20 protein-coding genes are annotated in these 20,654 nt (G+C 42.0%); 8 read left to right on the forward strand and 12 right to left on the reverse strand.

What is annotated here, in order from left to right; translation table 11 throughout:
* Window positions 1–52: 52 nt before the first annotated feature.
* On the reverse strand, window positions 53–2,395 hold the full coding sequence (locus PY364_RS21865) for a CBS domain-containing protein (protein WP_275526245.1): 2,343 nt from the start codon (window positions 2,393–2,395) through the stop codon (window positions 53–55).
* Between the two features lie 313 nt (window positions 2,396–2,708).
* Between PY364_RS21865 and PY364_RS21870 the strand changes: the two genes are divergently transcribed.
* Entirely contained in the window at window positions 2,709–5,243 is a 2,535-nt protein-coding gene (locus tag PY364_RS21870; RefSeq protein ID WP_275526247.1) for a PhoD-like phosphatase, read from the forward strand.
* A 239-nt stretch (window positions 5,244–5,482) separates the two neighbouring features.
* Here the strand turns inward: PY364_RS21870 and PY364_RS21875 are convergent, their stop codons facing one another.
* From PY364_RS21875 to ccsB, 3 genes are all read right to left on the reverse strand, one after another.
* The gene (locus tag PY364_RS21875; protein WP_275526249.1) at window positions 5,483–8,359 is read right to left on the reverse strand and encodes a valine--tRNA ligase; all 2,877 of its coding nucleotides are present in this window, start codon (window positions 8,357–8,359) and stop codon (window positions 5,483–5,485) included.
* 136 nt (window positions 8,360–8,495) lie between these two features.
* Window positions 8,496–8,900, reverse strand: a complete 405-nt coding sequence (locus PY364_RS21880; RefSeq protein ID WP_275526251.1) for a KGK domain-containing protein — start codon at window positions 8,898–8,900, stop codon at window positions 8,496–8,498.
* Window positions 8,901–9,013: 113 nt separating this feature from the next.
* Entirely contained in the window at window positions 9,014–10,063 is a 1,050-nt protein-coding gene (gene ccsB, locus PY364_RS21885; protein WP_275526253.1) for a c-type cytochrome biogenesis protein CcsB, read from the reverse strand.
* Window positions 10,064–10,515: 452 nt separating this feature from the next.
* Between ccsB and PY364_RS21890 the strand changes: the two genes are divergently transcribed.
* A complete protein-coding gene (locus tag PY364_RS21890) occupies window positions 10,516–10,776 on the forward strand; it encodes a BrnT family toxin (protein ID WP_275526255.1) in 261 nt (86 codons plus the stop codon).
* On the forward strand, window positions 10,766–11,017 hold the full coding sequence (locus PY364_RS21895; RefSeq protein WP_275526257.1) for a CopG family transcriptional regulator: 252 nt from the start codon (window positions 10,766–10,768) through the stop codon (window positions 11,015–11,017). Before PY364_RS21890 ends, PY364_RS21895 begins: the two co-directional genes overlap by 11 nt.
* A gap of 14 nt (window positions 11,018–11,031) precedes the next feature.
* On the opposite strand, the gene PY364_RS21900 is transcribed toward PY364_RS21895, so the two are convergent.
* Genes PY364_RS21900 through PY364_RS21915 form a run of 4 tightly spaced genes read right to left on the reverse strand, consistent with a single transcriptional unit; the run spans window position 11,032 to window position 12,548 of the window.
* Entirely contained in the window at window positions 11,032–11,397 is a 366-nt protein-coding gene (locus PY364_RS21900; RefSeq protein WP_275526259.1) for a hypothetical protein, read from the reverse strand.
* Window positions 11,398–11,426: 29 nt separating this feature from the next.
* A complete protein-coding gene (locus PY364_RS21905; RefSeq protein ID WP_275526261.1) occupies window positions 11,427–11,783 on the reverse strand; it encodes a papain fold toxin domain-containing protein in 357 nt (118 codons plus the stop codon).
* A gap of 7 nt (window positions 11,784–11,790) precedes the next feature.
* Window positions 11,791–12,204 carry a hypothetical protein gene (locus PY364_RS21910; protein ID WP_275526263.1) on the reverse strand — a complete coding sequence of 138 codons (414 nt, stop codon included), beginning with the start codon at window positions 12,202–12,204 and terminating at the stop codon, window positions 11,791–11,793.
* A gap of 2 nt (window positions 12,205–12,206) precedes the next feature.
* The gene (locus PY364_RS21915) at window positions 12,207–12,548 is read right to left on the reverse strand and encodes a DUF6883 domain-containing protein (RefSeq protein ID WP_275526265.1); all 342 of its coding nucleotides are present in this window, start codon (window positions 12,546–12,548) and stop codon (window positions 12,207–12,209) included.
* Between the two features lie 101 nt (window positions 12,549–12,649).
* On the opposite strand from PY364_RS21915, the gene PY364_RS21920 reads away from it, so the two are divergent.
* The 5 genes from PY364_RS21920 to PY364_RS21940 all read left to right on the forward strand — a co-directional run bounded on the left by PY364_RS21920 (window position 12,650) and on the right by PY364_RS21940 (window position 16,790).
* Entirely contained in the window at window positions 12,650–13,105 is a 456-nt protein-coding gene (locus tag PY364_RS21920; RefSeq protein ID WP_275526267.1) for a hypothetical protein, read from the forward strand.
* Between the two features lie 15 nt (window positions 13,106–13,120).
* Window positions 13,121–15,325, forward strand: a complete 2,205-nt coding sequence (locus PY364_RS21925) for a Z1 domain-containing protein (RefSeq protein ID WP_275526268.1) — start codon at window positions 13,121–13,123, stop codon at window positions 15,323–15,325.
* A 49-nt stretch (window positions 15,326–15,374) separates the two neighbouring features.
* Window positions 15,375–15,809 carry a hypothetical protein gene (locus PY364_RS21930; protein WP_275526270.1) on the forward strand — a complete coding sequence of 145 codons (435 nt, stop codon included), beginning with the start codon at window positions 15,375–15,377 and terminating at the stop codon, window positions 15,807–15,809.
* 6 nt (window positions 15,810–15,815) lie between these two features.
* Complete coding sequence (locus PY364_RS21935) at window positions 15,816–16,388, forward strand: hypothetical protein (RefSeq protein ID WP_275526272.1); 573 nt, start codon at window positions 15,816–15,818, stop codon at window positions 16,386–16,388.
* A gap of 126 nt (window positions 16,389–16,514) precedes the next feature.
* The gene (locus tag PY364_RS21940; RefSeq protein WP_275526274.1) at window positions 16,515–16,790 is read left to right on the forward strand and encodes a MafI family immunity protein; all 276 of its coding nucleotides are present in this window, start codon (window positions 16,515–16,517) and stop codon (window positions 16,788–16,790) included.
* An 82-nt stretch (window positions 16,791–16,872) separates the two neighbouring features.
* Here the strand turns inward: PY364_RS21940 and PY364_RS21945 are convergent, their stop codons facing one another.
* The 4 genes from PY364_RS21945 to PY364_RS21960 form a co-directional block, all read right to left on the reverse strand.
* On the reverse strand, window positions 16,873–18,567 hold the full coding sequence (locus tag PY364_RS21945) for a DUF3352 domain-containing protein (RefSeq protein WP_275526276.1): 1,695 nt from the start codon (window positions 18,565–18,567) through the stop codon (window positions 16,873–16,875).
* A 173-nt stretch (window positions 18,568–18,740) separates the two neighbouring features.
* Complete coding sequence (locus tag PY364_RS21950; RefSeq protein WP_275526278.1) at window positions 18,741–19,007, reverse strand: Txe/YoeB family addiction module toxin; 267 nt, start codon at window positions 19,005–19,007, stop codon at window positions 18,741–18,743.
* Window positions 19,004–19,228, reverse strand: coding sequence for a hypothetical protein (locus tag PY364_RS21955; protein WP_275526280.1), 225 nt, complete (start codon window positions 19,226–19,228; stop codon window positions 19,004–19,006). The genes PY364_RS21950 and PY364_RS21955 overlap by 4 nt, the downstream gene beginning before the upstream one ends.
* Window positions 19,229–19,352: 124 nt before the next feature.
* Window positions 19,353–20,450, reverse strand: coding sequence for a hypothetical protein (locus PY364_RS21960; protein ID WP_275526282.1), 1,098 nt, complete (start codon window positions 20,448–20,450; stop codon window positions 19,353–19,355).
* Between the last annotated feature and the right edge of the window lie 204 nt (window positions 20,451–20,654).

Genomic DNA, 20,654 nt, shown 5'->3' on the forward strand with positions numbered 1-20,654 from the left:
CTTTACCGCCAGGATGGCGGCGTTACGTAATCCTGGGTAAGTCCTGTATCTTCTAAATTGGTCGCCGACACTGCGGCTGGAGAGGGATCTGAATCACAAACTCTGTCCCTTTTCCAGGTGCAGAAATACATTCCAAACTTCCCCCATGTTTCTCAACTACCAAATGGTGAGAAATAGACAATCCTAAACCAGTTCCTTTACCAATAGGTTTGGTAGTAAAGAAAGGATCGAATAATTGGTTGCGAATCTCATTTGGAATACCTGGCCCGTTGTCAGCAATTGAAATAGCCACCCAATCAGCATCTAAAACAGAAGTAGTAATCCGAATTGTCGGATTTGACAATAGAAAATCATCTATTGGTAATAGTTCATTTTCCTTCCCCTTCCCCTTTTCCTTTCCTATTCCCCATTGCCCATTTGCTTCTTCTAAAGCATCAATAGCATTACTCAGGATATTCATAAAGGCCTGATTTAACTGTCCAGCATAGCACTCCACATTCGGCAGTTTTCCATAGTCTTTGAGAATTACAATCGGAGAATATCCGCTCTGAGGTTTCAGCCGATGCTGCAAAATCAGCAGCGTACTCTCAATTCCCTCGTGAATATCAACTAACTTCATATCCGCTTCATCTAAGCGGGAAAAATTACGGAGCGACAGCACAATTTGTCGAATACGTTCCGAGCCTAACTGCATCGAAGATAAAATTTTGGCAATATCTTTGACCATAAACTTGAGATCGACATCTTCGGCTGCTGCTTGAATTTCCGGGACGGGATCGGGATAATGTTGCTGGTAAAGTTGCAATATGCCTAACATTTCTTTGATGTAATAGTTGATATGGGAAAGATTGCCATAGATGAAGTTAACGGGATTATTAATTTCGTGGGCAATACCAGCGATCATTTGTCCTAGAGAGGACATTTTTTCAGTTTGAATCAGTTGAGTTTGGGTTTGCTGCAACTTACGAAGAGTTTGCTCTAACTGCTGGGCTTGAGTTCTAAATCGAGCTTCCTTTCGTCGCAATGCTTCCTCTACTCGCTGACGCTTAATAATATCCCGCCTTAACAATTCATTTGACTTTGATAGTTCTGCAGTTCTTTCTTCAACTTGTTTTTTTAAGTTATCATGGGCTTGGCGCAAAGCCTCTTCTGCTCTCTGACGTACTAAAATTTCCTGCTGCAATTGCTCGTTGGTTTTCTTTAATTCAGCAGTGCGATCGTCCACTGCTTGCTGCAAAAGTTCGATCACTCCGTACATCTCTGAGGGGTTAAGCACTTGCAGTAAACTTGTCTGAGAAACTATTCCCAGAAGTTCCCCTTTATTTCCAGCTACGACTAAGCGACGCACTCGAAGGCGCTGCATTTCCTGGTGAGCTATCCACAATGAATCTGAGGGAGCAAGACAAAATAAAGGGCTACTCATAACATCAGCAGCTTGTACCTGTGACAAATTCAGTTCTAGGGCATGAAACTGCACAATATCTCGCTCCGTGACAATTCCTACGGGCATTAATAATGGGGAATCGATTATAGGGTATTCAACTTGAGGAGTTGGACATTGATAAGTGGCAATTGGGAATTCTTCTTCTGTCCACATTTCGCCATTTCCCCAATTGAGACCAAATTCGGATGAGGAGTATTTATTGGGGGAAAGAGAAGCAAATATCGATCTCGAATTTTCTCTCTGTGTTGCTCTTGGCGCTAGAACTTGCGTCAGCTCAAAAGGTTTCTCTTTTCGTGGTTTTCTATAGTTTTGATACCGCTTTCTCTCTTCGACAATCACAATACAACTGACTCGATGGCGTGCCATTAGTTGGGCAAGATTGATCACTGAGGCAGTTTTTGGGGCGTAGATAACTTCGGATGTCATTACGTCTGTCACGTAGCGCAAGCTGGTGAGCAAGTTCACTGGTTGCAGTGCTTGTCTAATGCTTTCCGGGGTGACTATGCCCATGAGTAGTCCGCGATCGTCAATAATGGGCAGATGGCGAATCCGGTGTTGGCGCAATATGGATAGGGCCGTAAAAATATCTTGGGAGTCGGATTGCTTGAGGGTAATTACTGAGCGCGTCATTACTTCGGCAATTTTGATTGAGTTTAAGCTGATACCGCTAGCGGTGAGCCTGACTATATCTCGCTCGGTAAAAACACCTAGGATTTCTAACCCTTCCATGACGAGGACGCAGCTAGCTCGTCCTTCGCCGATCGCACTGGGGTCAGCGACGGTATCTAACTGACAAAATTGGTACCAACTAGGCAGTTCGCAACTGCTACGTACTTGGCTCATAAGAGCTAGGACATCGATCAGGTAGGTATCGGGAGCAACTGTCAGGGGATGGCGATCGATGGCTTGCTCCAAAGCTGACGAATAAATAGGCAGGCCGTTAAGGTGCATGGTTATTTCGTTTATTATCAGGATTTGCTTACCAATGGCGGTAAAGGTTTTGTAAGATTTACTGCTATTCTTTATCCAGCTTAATTGATGATTAATTTATCTTAATAAATTGTTACAATTGTGGAATTTATCGATAAATTATGGTTTAGTCTCGATCCCTTGCGCTCCCTTATCAATAAATTGTACACTTAAAACTTAAGAAAATATAGATTTTAAAATACGTAAAATTGTTTGTAACGCCGCCGTCCCGGCGGTATCTTTACCGCCCAGATGGCGGCGTTACAAAAGGTTAAAATTTCAACTCTAAAATCCGATGTCTCAGACACCCTTAAGCCACCGCTTGAATCAGTTACCACTCATTTTGGGAGGGCCAATCTTGCGGCGTACAGAGAATAGGGCGGTTACAGTTTGGCTAGCGCTGAAAGAGGCAAGCGAAGTGACGATCGGGGTTTACGCAACGGTTGACGGAAAGGGGCAAATCCTTGGTAGTTGCGTTTTAGAAGGTGCGCGGTCAGCGGTAAAGTTGGGTAAATATCTCTACGTTGTGGCTGTGACAGCTAAGCCAGTAAATGACTGCCAACTGGAATCGGGACAAGTTTATGCCTATGACTTGAGTTTTAGTTGTTCGCCCCAAATAAGTTTAAACGGGGCCTTGGGAATTGAGGGCCCAGAAACCGGGTTTTTTGGTCAAAATACTTCGTTGGAACCTACAGATTCGCTAAAAAACCAGGTTTCTTTGGTCGGAGTACGTAAGTCTGGCCTTAGCTATTTCGATCATCAATTGCCTACTTTTGCCTTGCCGCCAGAGGATTTAAACCACTTGCGAATTGTACATGGTTCTTGTCGCAAACCTCACGGAGGTGGGTGTGATGCGTTGCCGATATTGGATGATTTGATTCAGGAGTATGCAGGAGAGGCAAATTTTCGACCCCATCAATTGTTTTTCACGGGCGATCAAATTTACGGTGATGATGTGGCAGATCCGTTGTTGTGGGCGGTGACTGAGGCTGGTGATGTACTTTTGGGTTGGGGGGAGAATTTGCCCCTGAATGAGTCTAGTCAGATTCAGGAAAAGCTGTATAAAAAACCGTCGGAGTTAAAACCAGGCGATCGCAGCGATATTGCTAGAGATTTTGCCGGCTTTACGGCGATGCTAGTTAATAAACCGGATAAGGCGAAAAGTCACTTGTTTAGCTTGGGTGAATATTATGCCATGTATTTGTTTGCTTGGTCGCCGATACTTTGGCCTGCGGAGTTTCCCAAGGGTAAGGATATTTACTCAAATGCTAAACAGGCAAAGTTGTGGGATCGGGAAGTTGCGGTAATTGAGGGTTTTAGTCGCGATTTGTGGAGAGTGCGGAGGGCGATCGCGAATATTCCGACTTATACTATCTGTGATGACCATGATGTTAGCGATGATTGGTATCTAAATCGGGAGTGGTGCGATCGCGTACTTAGCAAAGCCTTGGGCCGGCGTACTGTACAGAATGCAATTCTAGCTTATGCCATATTTCAAGCCTGGGGAAATACGCCAGATCGGTTTGAGGAAGGACAACCAGGAGAGAAACTATTAGTAGCAGCTAAAAATTGGTCGGAGTCGGCGGGTAATGACGAATTTGCCTGGGAAGAAGCAGCTAAATATTTAGGAATTCCGCAACTAGAACCGGAAACTGGTTTGCCTAAATTCAAAGTAGATGAAGACGTTTTGGTTTTAGATCGGGATTATGCTGACGGCACACCGATTTTAAATTGGCACTACACAATTAGAAGCTTTAAGCATGAAGTAATTGTACTCGATACTCGCACTTGGCGGGGATATCCCAAGAATCATACAAGTGAACCGCCGATGCTGTTGTGTCATCTAGGGTTTGAGGAACAAATTCAGCAACCTTTGATAGAAAGCGATCGCTTAAATGAAAGCAATGAAGCTAATATCGAACTTACACTGGTAGTGCTACCTACAAATCTAGTAAGTTTGTCAGTTATTGACATGGTACAGCGGTGGGATCTTCAGCAAGGTAAGGTTTTTAATAGCGATGCAGGTGATTCGTGGAACTTTCACGAAGTGGGTTTTACGAAGTTGTTAACCCAATTGTTTAAACGGCGCGATCGGATAGTTATTTTGACAGGAGATATTCACTATGCTGCTGCTGTTCGTCTTAACTATTGGTCTAAACTTGATCCCACTTCAAATAATAAGTCTTTTGTGCTTGCACAACTTACTGCCAGTGCGTTTAAAAATGCTGAGTGGACGACAAATTTTGTCCATACAAAGGCTAAATCTGTGGCTTTAGAACAACCAGAAGACTGGGCCGGCTGGAACTTCCCACCGGAATTGGTGGAAATTGTTGTAACACCAGAAATAGTGAGGGTGTTGGATGTTGAGGTTCCGAAGGAAGGGCCAATATTGCGCCAAGTTCAGGGTACTCGTGGTAGTTTGGAAATAGCTTGGTCAATTGCTATTAAAGATGAAAATTCTCTCCCTGACTGGCGATATCGAATTGAGTGGATTAAACGAGAAAAAGCTGAAGTTGCTTCTTGGATAAAAAGGCAAGAATTGTCAAATCTTAGAGTTAAAAAAAATGAATCTATCTGGTTTAAAAATGTAGAGGATGTAGTATCATTAATTTGGCGAAATCGTTGGCTGCAAGAGGGAGAGCAAATTGTCGGACAGAGCAATTTTGGGTTAGTTTCTTTTCAGTGGCCGCAAGGTAATAATCATCAAATAAAAGCTGTGATTCAAAATATTTATTGGTATCCAGCTTGGGAACCGAATAGTGTTGTTTACAGTAGATATTTTGTATCTTTGGAGTTGGAGGAATTGCCATCATTACGCAGAATAATTTAATTTAGGACTTAATAGCAACCATGTCCGAAGCGAAGGTCACGATAGTGAAGTGAAGCATAAGCCCTTCGGGCAGGCTACGCCAACGCAGGGGTTTGGGATTGCTTCGGGATTGCTTCGTACCCTCAGATTGCTTCGTACCTCGCAACTGCGCTTCGCTTGACGCGCTTCGCTTGGCTCGCAATGACATTATTTATTTTTGTCCAACTACTTATATTATTCCTCTTTTTATCATTCTCATGCTAAAATTGAGTTATGCGATCGCGCAAAATTTCCGCCTGTTTCTCAGCTTCAGCCAAAGCATCTTTCGCACCTTGAACAACTTCATCAGTGGCTTTCTCCACAAACTTTGGATTGTTCAATCGTGCAGAAATAGATTTAGCTTCCGCTTCGACTTTGCCAAGTTTCTTCTCTAATTTAGCGCGTAAAGCTGCAATATCTACCACTCCCGCTAGAGGAATTAGCAATTCCACTGTGCCGATAACACCTGTAATACATCCCCCCTGACCAAATCCTCCCTCACCAAAAGGTCTCATACCGAATCCTGCACTATCCCATGAGACTTCATAGGGACTCCTAGTATCCGAAGCATTTTCTAAACTTTCCACTCTTGCCAAATCCTTAATGTAGACTTTTCCTTTTGAAACAATTTCTTGTTCCTTTTCGTTTTTACTTTTCCAAACCACCGTCACCTGCACACCTGGCTTAATATCAGCATCCGCCCGTAAATTGCGGATTGTACGGATTATCCCGAACAGCAACTCAAACTGCTGTTCTAATTCAGTATCAATCCTAGATTTATCCGCCTCTGGATAAGCTTGCAAAGCCAGACATTCTTCGTCACCTTTTTGAGTCAGAGTATGCCAAATTTCCTCAGTGATATGGGGCATGAAAGGATGTAATATTTTTAAAATCCCTTCCAGTACATAAGCTAAAGTTTGCTGTACAACTTGCTTTGAGGTAGGATCGGCATCGGGTAGCAAGCGAGACTTAACTAACTCAATGTACCAGTCACAAAAATCACCCCAAATAAATTCGTAAAGTCCCTTAGCAGCTTCTCCCAAACCGTAATTCTCGATATAGTTGCGAGTTGCTTCTACAGTTTGATGATAGCGAGAAAGAATCCAGCGATCGCACAATTCTAAACCCCCCATGCCCCCCTTAGTAAGGGGGGTTTCAGGAGAAGCATCCCCCTGGTTTACTAAGAGAGAGTTGAGTAAAAGCCCCCCCTTACCAAGGGGGGGTTGGGGGGGGGTCCCCAATTGTTGCGGTGTCTTTCCTTCTAAACTGATTGTTACAAACCTGGCTGCATTCCACATCTTATTAGTGAAATTACGGGATGCTTCTACGGTTGTTGATTCGTTAGTTTTGCGATTGTAATCCAGGCGAACATCTTGACCTGCACCCGCCGTTTCTCGCATTAAGGCATAACGCAAAGCATCAGTACCATACTTATTAATTAAAATCAGCGGATCGATGCCATTCCCAGCAGACTTTGACTGTTTTTTGCCATTTTCATCTAACATCAAACCGTGAATATACACAGTTTTAAATGGCATTTTACCCGTAAAATGTCCCGCCATCATCGTCATTCTGGCAACCCAGAAAAAGATGATATCAAAACCAGTTGATAACGTAGTATTGGGGTAATATCTTGCTAAATCCGGCGTTTCCTCCGGCCATCCCATAGTAGAAAAAGGCCAAAGTCCCGACGAAAACCAAGTATCCAACACATCTGGGTCTTGTTCTATCTTGACATTTGCCCCGAATTTTGTCTTAGCTTTTTCTTCTGCTTCCGCTTGATTTCTAGCAACCACAAAAGGTGTAGCATCGGTAATTTCTCCGCCAGTTTCGCTGATAGCATACCAAGCAGGAATTTGATGACCCCACCATAATTGCCGCGAGATACACCAATCTTTAATTTTAACTAGCCAATCACGATAAACTTTTGTCCAACGTGCAGGTATAAACTCTGGTTGACTTTCTTTATCCAGAAATTCTAAAGCAGTTTCAGACAGTGGTTGAATCTTGACAAACCACTGAGTTGAAAGGAGGGGTTCAACTGGAACTTTACCGCGTTCGCTATAAGGAACCTTATGCTTATACTCCTCAATTTTTACTAGAAAACCATCAGTTTCTAACTGTTTAATAACATTTCTTCTAGCAGCAAATCTGTCTTGTCCTTGGAACGGGCCTGCATTTTCATTTAAGCTACCGTCTTTATTCATAATATTAATAAACGGCAACCCATGACGTTGACCCATTTCAAAGTCATTAGGATCGTGGGCGGGAGTGACTTTTACGCAACCAGTCCCGAAGGTTGGATCGACTAATTCATCGGCAAAAATAGGGATTTCCCGATTCATAATTGGCAGAGTTAAAGTTTTGCCAATTAAATGTTTGTAGCGGTCATCATTAGGATTAACAGCAACTCCGGTATCACCTAACATTGTTTCTGGTCGAGTTGTCGCTACTTCTACATAGCCGCTACCATCGGTAAGAGGATACCGGAAATGCCATAAATTGCCGTTAACTTCTTTATTTTCTACTTCTAAATCTGATACGGCTGACTGACTAGCAGGACACCAGTTAACTAAATAATTACCGCGATAAATTAGCCCTTCTTCATAGAGTCGAATAAAAGCTTCTAATACTGCCTTTGATAAGCCTTCATCCATTGTGAAGCGTTCCCGCGACCAATCGGCGGACAATCCGAGTCGTCGCAGTTGATTAACAATTGTACCGCCGGATTCCGCTCTCCATTGCCAAGCTTTTTCTAGGAATTTTTCGCGGCCTAAATCGTAGCGAGTTTTGCCTTCAGCTTTGAGTTGATTTTCAAGAATAGTTTGAACTGCGATGCTGGCGTGATCTGTTCCAGGGAGACAGAGGGTATTGTCACCTTTCATGCGGTGATAGCGGATGAGTGCATCAATTAGGGAGTTATTGAAGGCGTGGCCCATGTGGAGGCTGCCAGTGACGTTTGGGGGTGGGATAATGATGCAATAAGGTTCGCCACCTTTTTCGGGGTCAGCTTTAAAAATTTGGTGGTCTTCCCAGTATTTTTGCCATTTAGCTTCGGTGGCAAAGGGATCGTATTGTGGGGGTAGGTTGGGGGTCATTGGTAATTCGTAATTAGTAATTTAGGACTAAAGCCAAGTGTCACGCAGATTGGGATTGATTTTAGGTACGTTGTTGGGCTTCAGCGCATAAGTAAGAAAGAGGGCTAAAGCCCAACTACGTACCAATTACCAATATTTAGCTCCACATTCCTACGCTTTCAGGGTGGCCGTCTGGATACATGGACATAGGAAGCTCGTTGTAAGTTGGCTCTGAATTTCCTTGACCATTTTCTGTAGTTGGATAGCCGTTATTTGCTCCGGGAACGGTTTCTTCTCGATCTCCCAAGTTATAAGAGCTATCTCCTACTTCTAAATCATCGGGTGTAAATTCTAAACGCAGCCTAACTTTTCCTTTTCTCCAGCTTTTGCCGGGACTTAAAAGTTCGCAATCTATACCATCAATAAACAATTCTTCGTCAGATATTTTTGACTGTACAATCGTCATAAATTCACTAACTTTGAACGTGCATTGAAACATTAAAGCGCTGGCGTTGGCAGATAAAACATCGTCGCTATTGAGCAAATTATCTGTATTGTTCATGTTGATTGTCCTTGGTAATTATTTCATTTTGTCAGCGGTTAAGGCCGCGTTTATTGGGCGGTTGAAACCGCGTTTTGTCAAACTAAACCCGCCTGCGCGGGTTTCAACTCTGATTAGAAAAACCAGCCGTAAGAATGGAGGCCCTTTCCTAATAGATTAACTCCTAAATAGCAGACCCAAACTACTAAAAATCCTGTTGCTGCCAAAATTGCGGGTTTTCGTCCTTGCCATCCGCGAGTGATGCGGGCGTGCAAATAGGCGGCAAATACTAACCAAGTAATCAGTGCCCAAGTTTCTTTCGGGTCCCAACTCCAGTAGGAGCCCCAAGCTTCGTTAGCCCATACTGCGCCGGCGATGATGCCAATGGTAAGTAGGGGAAATCCTAAACCAATGATACGATAGCTGATGTTATCGAGTGTTTCTGCTAAATTCAAGCGCTGGGGAGAGAGGAGTTCAGTTGTTGAAACCTGGGATGTTTGGGTAGCAACTAATTCTAGGACAGCGGTTTTGCTGTGACCATTGTTGTTGGAGATTCCAGCGGTTGCAGGGGAAGTAATGAGAGTATCTTCTGTTTGAATTACGAGGTTTTCAGGGCGTTGGAGGCGGCTGTCACCGTTGCGGTTGCTGTTGGTTCCAAAAGAACTACCGGTGAGTATGATGTTTTGGCCGCGAGTGATGACTAGGAATGCGATCGCTAAAAGTGCGCCTACCATTAAAGTTGCATAACTTAGCATCATCACACTAACGTGCATCATCAGCCAGTTTGACTTGAGTGCGGGAACTAGGGGTTCCGCTGATTGCATGGTTTCGGGCAAAGTCAGCGTCGCAAAGGCTGAAATTGCCATTGCTACGGGGGATGTCGCTACTCCGACTAAGCGAGATCCGCTCATATTTTCAGCCAGGATGTGGATGGCTGTAATGCCCCAAACTAAGAAAAATAGGGATTCGTAAAGGTTGCTTAAGGGGAAGTAACCGGCTTCTAGCCAGCGTGCCCCAAGCAAAGCTGCGATCGCAAGATTGGCGATCGCCATTCCCGCAGTCCCCAATGCTGACAAAAAGGGTATTTGTGGAAATGCAGCGCCTCCCCAGTAAATCAGCATGGTGGCGAAGAGAACGGCAAATGAGATATTATCCAGCGAGTTCTGGAGTGCAACCAGATCCATCAAAGAGTTCTCCTATGAAGTTTTAGTGTATCTATACCTAAGCATATCGATCCTACTGGGGAATGGGGCTTTTTGTTGTGGCACTAAGAGATTTTCTGCGATTGTGGGCTTTTTAGGGAATTATCCTAACAACATACTCAGCCTAGTTGCGATCGCTTAGCCCACTTTTTAGCCCAAGTCGGAAATGCAGGTAATGAGGGGGCGAAGGTTCGGCTATTCTTTAGAATGGGCAGAGAAATTTTGCGATCGCGCAGTTTTAGGGAAGATGATAAAATGGTGATTTACATCTTCCCTGAAAGTGTTATTTCAATATTTGTGTAGGTTCTTAACAGATAGTGTTGAAATGGTAAGCATTAAAAGATTAAGAAATATGGAACAATTAGCAGTCTTTCCTAAGAATTGTGATTCAATGAAATAGTATTTACTATGCTTGGCTAAAATCGTTGAAAATTATGGAGTTTGAATTTGACGAAAACAAAAGTAAAATAAATCAAGAAAAGCATGGAGTAGATTTTGTCGAGGCTCAACAGTTGTGGATAGATCCCAACAGGATCGAACTTTTGGCAAAAACCGAAGATGAGCCGAGATTTATGCTCATCGGCAAAATTGGTGATAAACATTGGTCTGCCATTATTACCTATCGCCAGACTAAAATAAGACTCATTTCAGTTAGACGTTCTCGCACCAATGAGGTAAATTTATATGAAAGCTAAAGAATTAGATGAAAGGTTTGATAACAATGAAAACGTCCTTGAGTATTTCGATCTAACTAATATTAGACGACCAGGATGGGAAAATCAGGAATTAAATATAGAGTTTCCCAAATGGATGATACAAGCAATTGAACGGGAAGCTCGGCGATTAGGAGTCAATAGTGAATCTTTGATTAAGGTATGGATAGGGGAACGGTTAGAAAAACACCTAGCGGTAGATGAACAGATGATCTTAAAGTAAGAAGAATCTGTGAGTTAGGAAAAAGAAGTTTTAACAACTTGCTTTTCCTCTAACTTTTCTTCTATTTTATCAGATTGAGAACGGTAGTTCAAAAATTCTTCAAGTAACTCAAAGAACATTTGAAAAGCATGGGTTTCGTCACTAGAATAGAGGAGGATAATTTTTGCCCAGGAAGCGGAGGTACTCAGGCGAAATCTTTTCTGTAGCCAAGGCTGAAATTCATGGAATTCTCGTTCTTCATCGCTTAAGGCTAGTCCCATGTCCTGGCAGGCGCGTCTGTAACCGCAGAGGAAGATAAATAGGTCAGAGACAGAGGGATAACCGATATAGAGTCCTGGTTTTTCTTTGATTTTTTGTAGGCGTTGGTAAAAGGAAATCATGGTGATTTTTCCTTGACATGATAGGTTAGTTAAAAAGTTTCTATCTCTTCGATAGTGAATTGACCAATGGCACAGTAGAAGTCTTCGATCCAATCTTCTCTGGATAGTCCTGTGGTTGATAGATTATCAAAGATTTTACCTCTGACTTCTATACCATAGTGTACACCATTCTGGCTAATTGTATTGCGACCTCCATCCCATCGTTCGCTGAGGATAAAATCTGCTTTATCTAAGGGGCTAATTTTTAGATGGATGCCATTAATTCGGTTAGCTTTTAACCATTGTTTGATGGCCTCGGCACATTCAGCGTATTCAAGAACTTTAAACTGTTGTATTATTTGGGCTATTTGTTGATAAATTTCTTCGTTGTTTGATGGGATTGCCATAAGCTATTCAATAATTTTGCTCGATTTTCCGCGTATTGATTTGTTGTTCTTTGTCGCGCAAAAACTCAGCAAAATCTCGAACTTCCGCTAATTTTACCTCTGGGAGTTCATCTAAAATGCTCTGCAAATGCGCTTGCAATCCTACTGTCTCGCTCGCAGGTTTATAGAGTTGCAATTGGTGGGGATAAATGGTTTCAACACCTATCGTTTCTACAAAAGATTTTGGTTCTTCTGGGGTGGCGGGTACGAAATTTTCCTGTGCGTCATATTTCACCCAATCCCCAAATAATTCTACCATGTAGGCTTCGCCATTTTTAAAGACTTCAACAATTGCTCCTACTGTTCCTATTGGGGCTGTTCCTCCATCGGTGAGGGGGATTTCTTCTGTAATTTTTACTGAATCAAACATTTGAAAACGCATCTTTATAACCCTCCTAATCTATCGGGAACTGCTGTGACAAATCGAGCGATATCTTCATTAAATAGGATAATCCAAATGGTGCGAATTCGTCGGGATATGCCATTGGGGCCGATGATGCGGAGGTAAGCGCGGTAGCGATCGCCATATTCGTTAGTATCTTGGGGTTGCAGCATCTCCACTGATACGGCTGCTAAAATAGCCTCTTGTATGGCTTCTGGGGACTCGAAACCCAATTCTGAACGCCAGAAATTTTGTTTGTCGCCTCCTTCTCCGGGTTTACTGGCGCGGTTGAAGAGGTATTGCGCTTTACTGAGGGGAATTTCTAGGCGACTCGCTAGGGTCATAAATTCTATACTTAATGGGGAAATCCGGGATTTTGTGGCTACCTATACACTTAAAAATCTGCTTGTTGAAAGTTGAGTAATGAGATTATTATATTTAATAAATGATTAACGATCAGGAATTTCTACATGGTGCAGCGTTCTTAAGGCTAATCAACGATGGAGATAAAATTACCATCACCCATGCCTCTGCAATACATCAGTCAATATACTTGGTTGAAAGCGATCGCAGTAAGTCAGCTATTCTCTTCAAGGTTTCTAAGAAAGCTACTTCTGCATGGTCTTTCACCTTGAGCGCTCAGGAAAAATCTGCTCTAGCTACTCTGTATGACAAGTATCCTGACTTTTCGGCATTTATAGCGCTAGTCTGTCACAAAGACGGTATCTGCTGTATAGCTGAAGAGCGATTTTGGAGTATAGTTGATAAAAATGCAGATATTAGTGTTCAACACATATCCGTGTCTAGGCCACCTAACGGAAGTTATCATGTAAGTGGCCCAGGCCGGCAGCAGATGAATCAGACTGTACCTCAGAATGATTGGCCTCGCGTAGTTTTGTAAAATAAAGAAAACGCCATGACTAATATTTCTATTAAAACTGATGGATATTGTATCAACAAGTTTCTTGACAGGATTAAGAGCAAACTTGGAAACACAGAAGCAGAGCAGTTAAAGCAAGCTGCTGTTGAAATTGTTCAAAATTGCGTTGATGTTTACTCAACAACATTTGGCTCTGGTGATGTTGGTGCTACAGGAACAGGTATTGTTAGCAATCATCATAAAGGCAAAATACCTAATGGTACTACTGGACTAATCTATGGCAAAGTCCAAAGCGGTAAAACGAATACTACCATTGCTACGCTGGCACTTGCTGAAGCTAATAAATTTCGTTGCTTCATTGTATTAACATCTGATAATACATGGCTAGGTAAACAAACAGCAGATCGTTTCGCTAATCAGATCAAAGGTGGCCCTGTTGTTTTTAATTGGGAACAATGGAGAAATGATCCCCTAGAATTTGCTAATCAACTGCACGACTATATCAATGATACTGGTGTTGTCTTAGTATCTACGAAAAATGTGCGTCACCTTGAGAACTTGCTTAAGGTTCTCAAGTCGGCTAAAGCCAGTGGTGTACCCACTCTGATCTTCGATGATGAGGCTGACAATGCTAGTCTAAATACCAACGAAGCCAAGCAAGCTAAGAAGGAAAAAAATACGGTTCCTGATAGTAAGATTTTTGAAATTATAGCCAAGATTAGGCAAGAAGTTGCTAATCACATATATTTACAAATTACAGCTACTCCTCAAAGCTTGTTGCTGCAAAATCTAGATCACCCTTGTAAACCCGCCTTCTGTGTACTCTCTAAACCAGGCAATACTTATATAGGAGGAGACATTTTTTTTGAAGCAAATAGCCAACATTGCTGTACGGTGAAAGCCGAAGAGCTGGATCAGTTAAAAAAACAGGGAGGAAAAATCAACCCTGGAGATAATTGGGATATGCCGCCAAAGCTTAAATTAGCTTTGTGCTGTTTTTTCGTGGGTTCAATATACAAAATGAAATCAGCAACAGATATAGATGCTAAGTATTCTTTTCTAGCTCATATTGACCACAAGCGGATTACTCACAGCACGTTGGAAAAGGTTATTCGCAGCTTTGTTGTAGAGCTTGACAAGGCTCTGCGATCTAAATCATCTGTTACAAAGCGAGAGAATGCGATCGAGTGGCTAAGTGATGCTCATGCGGAGTTAAGCAAAACAGCTTCTAACTTACCACCTCTCAATGACCTTGTTGTGGAGCTAGAGTATCAGTTACGAAATACTAGACCAAAAGTTATTGATGCCACCAATCCAGATAAGGAACCAAAATACAGCCCAGGTATAAACATTCTAATTGGAGGAAACCGCTTGGGGCGTGGTGTAACTATTGAAGGATTGATGATTACTTATTACGGGCGTGATGCCAAGCAAAAGACGATGGACACAGTTCATCAGCACGCACGAATGTTTGGTTATCGACAGGAATTGTTAGATGTTACTCGCCTCTTTTTACCGGAAAACATTTTAGAGGATTTCCGCGCTATCCATGAGTCAGATGAGGGTATGCGTCAAGTAATTGATGAGGACACTGGCAAAATTAAGCTTACGCCAGTGTGGGTTGGTCGAAAACTTAAACCAACCCGTGCAAATGTGCTTAATCCAGCAGCTATTGGTGCATTTACCCCAGGATCTTCTATTTACCCCCGCGATCCACTGTGGAAAGCTTCTGAAGTTAAGAAACACACAGAAGCACTTGATAAACTTCTGTCTAAATTTATGATAGATGATGAATACTATGAAGTAGACATCGACTATTTAATCGAGATTATTTCAGAAATGCCGAGCCGTTTCTGTTTGGGGTATCCCTGGGAAGATGAGCGAGTCAAACAGGCACTTCAAGCAATGAAAGCAGCAGGTATCCATAAGGGTATTCTCAACGTTCGTCGAGGTAAAAAGGGTGATGGGTTGGACTTAAAAAACCAAACTACTCGACCTTGGCAGGATTATTTTTCACCAAGTGAGTGGCGAAGTAAGCCCAGAAAAAAATACCCTGATGTGCCTGTACTCATTGTTATGTACGAAAAAGGTAAAAAACAAGATAGGTGGGATAATCAACCTCTCTATTTGCCAACACTGATTCTGCCTAACAGTAAATTTGTCTTCATGTTCAACTACTCAGAGGAACCAGAAGAATTAGAAGGTCAGCAAGAAGATGAAGTAGAATGGTATGATTCATAGAAGATAGACTTATGTTTGAATATAAAGTGGATTATCGTTAAATTCTGTCGTGACACAATCATTTTCAAATAATGCTCCCATTCCTTGCTTTTCCAATCAGTCTCCTGGGACTCTAAATGATGAACTTCGGTCAGCAGAAGATTTAGGCATCAGACCAATTAAAGTGGGAGAAGCAGGATTTGACGATATAATTAATGAAGGGACTGTCAAATGGGCAGTAACAACAAAACTAGAACTCCTTGTAATTCCCAAATTTTTAGATGTTAGCAATGAAATCTACCATACGGTTATAACTCTCGGTGAGCCTGTTTTGGCTGCGGGAGAAGCTGAGATTGTTGGCAGCAACGGTTTATATATTTTGCTAACTATCAGCAATCATAGCGGGCATTTTAGACCTAATTCAGAAAGCTTAGAACTAGGAATTACAGCCTTTAGGCAGCAAGGAGTTGACACAAGTAATGCTGATATAAAATATGTGGAGTAAATAATTATGACTCAATCTCCTACGACAATATCAATTGATAACATTGTCGAACAAGATGCCGAATCTGTACTGATTTGGATAAAAAATATATTTTCAGACCAAGCCACCAAACCACAAGAATTTAACTGGCTATTATTAGCCGATGTTTCCTCTGCTAAGGCTCGAAAAGGTCAAAATGGTTCAGGTTTGTGCGATCGCAAATGGGCAGAAGTAGCAACTACAATTTACGATTATCTAGCCAATGAAGCTGAACACAAAAAAATAGGAAGTGGCGAGTCTTTTACAATTTCCTCAATGATGCTACGGGCTGGCGCGATCGCAAAAGTTGGAGTAATTTCCGATCATCCTGTTCTCGATGTTAACTTAATTTTACAATGGTTTTGGGATAACATCAAAGAGTCACGGGAAGATGTGGAAAAGAAGGCGGCTAATTGGCAAACTCTACCCATTGCAGAAATTCGCGAGTTAAGACAACTAAAAAATAGATTGAAAATTATCGCAGCACTCGCTGACAGTGATAAATATGTTTTGGATGAAAAGCTAAATACTTGGCTTCACCTACGGGAAAAACTACCGTAAAAGTACGATAGTGAGCGATTCCAGGAGTCACTTATCAGGATTTAAGTCGCCAGACAAGATTTCGCTATATGCTTCTCAAGTGGCTTGGCTCATAATCCACGATCAAGTTCAAAAGGAGATAGACTCATGTTTGACTATAAAGTTGTAGAAAGTAAACTCCATCAAGTCATTAATATCGTGAAACCACAACTGTCTGAGAATCAAATAAAATTTATTGTCTCAGATATTCATGCGGGTGAATGGAATTTAGCGTTAGAGATTTTGTGCGATATTCTCATTGAAGAAGAAATCCCCATAGATTTAAGGAGTTATGAACTCTTGCAAGAAGTGGGCAATATCTTGAACATGGAACAAAAAACTTGGGAGATGCTAAAAGTCCAAGTAACTCCTCGATCTCACTAATCGGAATATTAATTCAGGAGATACTTGGAACTCGGATTAGCGGATATATTGTGTCACCGCTTTTCTCTCACTTAATTCTGTCCTACTTAGGAGAACTCTTAATAGTGGGAGAAGGGCCAGGCTGGGGACTAGCTTGATTAACTTTTTTCAGTTGCACAAAAGCATCATAGCGAATGGTACGATCGCTCACCACAGCAGTTGTTACTCCAATAGACCGAATGGCATCTACCCACATTTTTTGATTGGGTGGAAGTTCAGGAATAGCGAGGTTTTTCGGGTTGAAAGCCTGATCTACATCAATAAAAAAGTTGCCATTATTAGGTGTAAGTTCCGATCGCATCGTATTCTCGAAAATTTCGCTTCCTAGTAGGGGGTTGCTAGGCGCAGGTAAGATGGCATCTGCAACTGGAGCTCCTACTGTCATAAACGCCACATTATTTTTCATCCAGCCGCGAGTGACACTTACTCCCCCAAAAGGTGCTGTCCACTTAACAGCGGGTTGACCCCCAGCTTGAGTTTCCTCAACCTTGAATTTCTTAGTTTTCATCACCTCATCCAATTGTTTCAGGGATTTATCTGCCGCTTTGCGATCGCTAGCTTCTACCATAAACACAAACCCCGCCGCAAACTTCCCCGGAGTATTTTGAGTCGCAGGCCCAGGAATCAGGGAAAACGAAAATTCTCCCTTCATCCAGTTAATAAAATCCTTATCCCAATCCATACCAGTGCTGGATTTAAGTCCCGATCGCACTGCTTCAGGAGGCAGGGGTGCGATCGGGTTAGTATCCGCACCCTGGGCGTAATCCTGCCACAAACGCTGTAAATTGCCTCCAGATATAGCCATCAGCGTATTATTGGGGAGACGGGTAAGCATTTTTTCGGCATTGTTTTCTACTGCCAGTTTTTTCTGGGAGTCGGGTTTCAGCCAAGAAATCGATTTAAAAGCTATTCCCTCTGATTCCAGTGTCACTGCTGTGGCAAATCCTTGGGTTTCCAGTTTCTCTAGATTTTGCGGTGAAATTGGCCGTGCGGAGTTGAGGGAGGCGTAGGCGGCGCTAACTGGGACATTGAAATATACTTGAGCAAAGGGCTGATTTGTTTTAATTTGCTCTAAGGATTCTTTAAAGCCGGGGGTTTTGGCTAGGGAAGCTTCGCCTTTGTAGGTGTCGATCGCTCGATCTGTAGCCTTGGCATCTGTGGTGACAACGAGGTATTCTGAGCCGAGTACAGCGACTGATAAGTTGCGATCGGGTACTCCTTGAATTTCTGCAACTTTAATGCCTTTGTAATTGCGCTCCACCATTTTAGCTTGATTGACTGGCTTAGGCTGAGCTAACAGTTCTTTAGCTTTGAGGGGGTTGGCGATCGGCATGACGACGGCAACTGACTGTTGCGCGGGGGAAGCTGAGGGGTTAGGTGAGACGCTATTATTTTGTAAGAAAGCGATCGTTACTTCTTTGCCTACCCAAGGCTGGATGTCTTGTTGGTAGCCGTAGCCATTGGCAGTCAGGAAGCGATCGCGCAAATCTCCTAAGATGCGATCGAGCGCAGCTTTCGACTCTGGAGTGCCATATTCCCGTAATTTATCCCACTCTTTGCTATCAGTGGAGAGGGAAATTGTCATCATCGCATCCTGCGGGATAACGCTAGCACCTACAGGCACATCTTGAGTGCGATCGGTTGAAGCAATTAACAAATAGGCTCCGATACCACCAGCAATTAGTAAAACGGCGGCTCCGACGGTGAGCATTAATGAAGTTTTATCTTTTTTTAGCATTCGTGGCAACGGGCGATGTGTGTAATAGATGAGTTTAGCAAAGGGATAGCTTGATTAGGATTTACCTTGAACCATGAAAGAAACCGGGTTTTTGGTTTAAATATTTGTCCCTATTCCTGGTTTCTGCCTAAGTCCTATCTATGATAGTCTATCGCTAATTGACTATTTTTTCGCTATTCACTGTAATGATATTTGCAACTCACCATTATAATTTCTTCATCTGTAACTTGGTAAACTAAACGATGTTCATTATCAATGCGCCTTGACCAAAAACCACTTAACTCGTATTTCAGAGGTTCAGGTTTACCTAATCCTTCAAATGGTGAGCGATCTATATCTTTAATCAGTTCGACAATCTTGCGATAAATCTTTTTCTCTAGTTTTGCCCATTCATTAAATTCTGCAAAAGCAGATGATTCAAAAACAATTCTTCTGCTCATTGCAAATCCTCTAAGTTAATTTCAACTAAATTTTGCCGCTCTTTAACATTTTCAACGGCTTTCAAAAGCCGATTCTTGTTAACTTCGGATTTTAAAAGATATTGAGTTTCATCAAACTCAGAGACAATTATTTCAATCTCTTTATCTCCAAAAATCGCTTTGATTTGTTCTACAAAATCACGATCTAGTTCGCTGGCTTTTAAATGATAAACTGTTGACATCGTTTTTACCTCTTTCGGATTATGACAATTATATAGTAGCACATAGGCAATGAAACGCAATTACTACAATCCTAGCATTCCATAATTTATTGGTATCCTTCCCAGAAACACAATTCCACTCGCATTAATGTCTCGCCTTAAAATCCTTAAAAATTGTCTGCAACGAATACATCAACCGATTAACATCATTTGTCCCCCCTGGAACGATATTCAGTTCCCACTTTTTCCGCGCAGTTGTCAATAACTTTGCCACAGAATCAGAAGAACTATTAGAAATGAAATAGCTACCACCTTCATAACGGATATCTGACGCTAATCCAATGAAAGAACCAGCAATCTCAAGTTTTAGCGGTGATGTATAATACTGGGATTTAATTGCAATAATCGCCTGAGAATGTCGCGGTTCGCGATTGAGTAATCTACAGAGATCCGCTTCTTTTTGGTATAATACTAATAGGTTGCATTCGTGGAGGACACCTGCTCTTCCCTGCACTTTTACGCCGATGTGAACTTCTAGAGGTGGTTTATTAGGAAAGTCGATCGCAGCATGAGTGTAGGGATGTACATTTCCATGAATTTTACCAGGATTTTTTCTAAATACTAAAGAGTTAGGATTCCCATCGAATACATCTTTATAATAAATCTCTCCTCCTTCATTGGCAATCGCCTTTAGTAAAATGGTGAACAGATAGATATCAAAAATATCTGCTTGCTCAACATAAGCATTAAAATTACGGTTGATTGTCCCGTTTAACTTGAGACCAATTTGCTGAATTATAGCAGATATTTCTCCGCTATCTTTTGTGCTTGATAGCAGTTGATTAAATAAGTTTTTTAAAGCAAGAGCTTGCTTGTTTCGGGGGGCAATCAAGTCTGAAGTGAACTCAATTTCTTTGCCAACTTCATCGGAGTTAGCGAAAGTAATTCTGGGAGTCAATTGATATTTTTCAGCTTCAATTTTGAGGAAATATGCAATTTCATCCTCCATTTCTGCGGTATCAATCATTGCTTGTTCGACGGCTTTTGTTAACAGCCGCAATTTTTCCTCTGGGGTATAATCTTCTATCTTCAGAAGAGGAGTTTTTCTTTTGGAAGTTCGCTCTTCTATGGTTTTACCTGTCCGTACCGTATCAGCAACTTGTTCCCCTATCCACCCTAGATTAAAGTCCCTGAGCATCTCTGCTAGTTCCTGATAAGCTGTGATATATTCTTTTTCATCCATTTGTTTTGCTCTTAACTTTTCAATGTTATTCTAAGATTATATCACCTGTTGCCGAATTAATCAAGAAATATTTTTGACTGTCTGTAAAGAAGGGATAGGTAAAAGTATTGACAAACATATTGCTTGTAATTGCGATCGCAGCGATATATTAATCAGGACTTACGCACGTTTTACGTAACGCCGCCATCCTGGCGGTTATTTGAC

The sequence above is a fragment of the Kamptonema sp. UHCC 0994 genome, from assembly GCF_029167235.1.
GTDB lineage: Bacteria > Cyanobacteriota > Cyanobacteriia > Cyanobacteriales > Microcoleaceae > Kamptonema.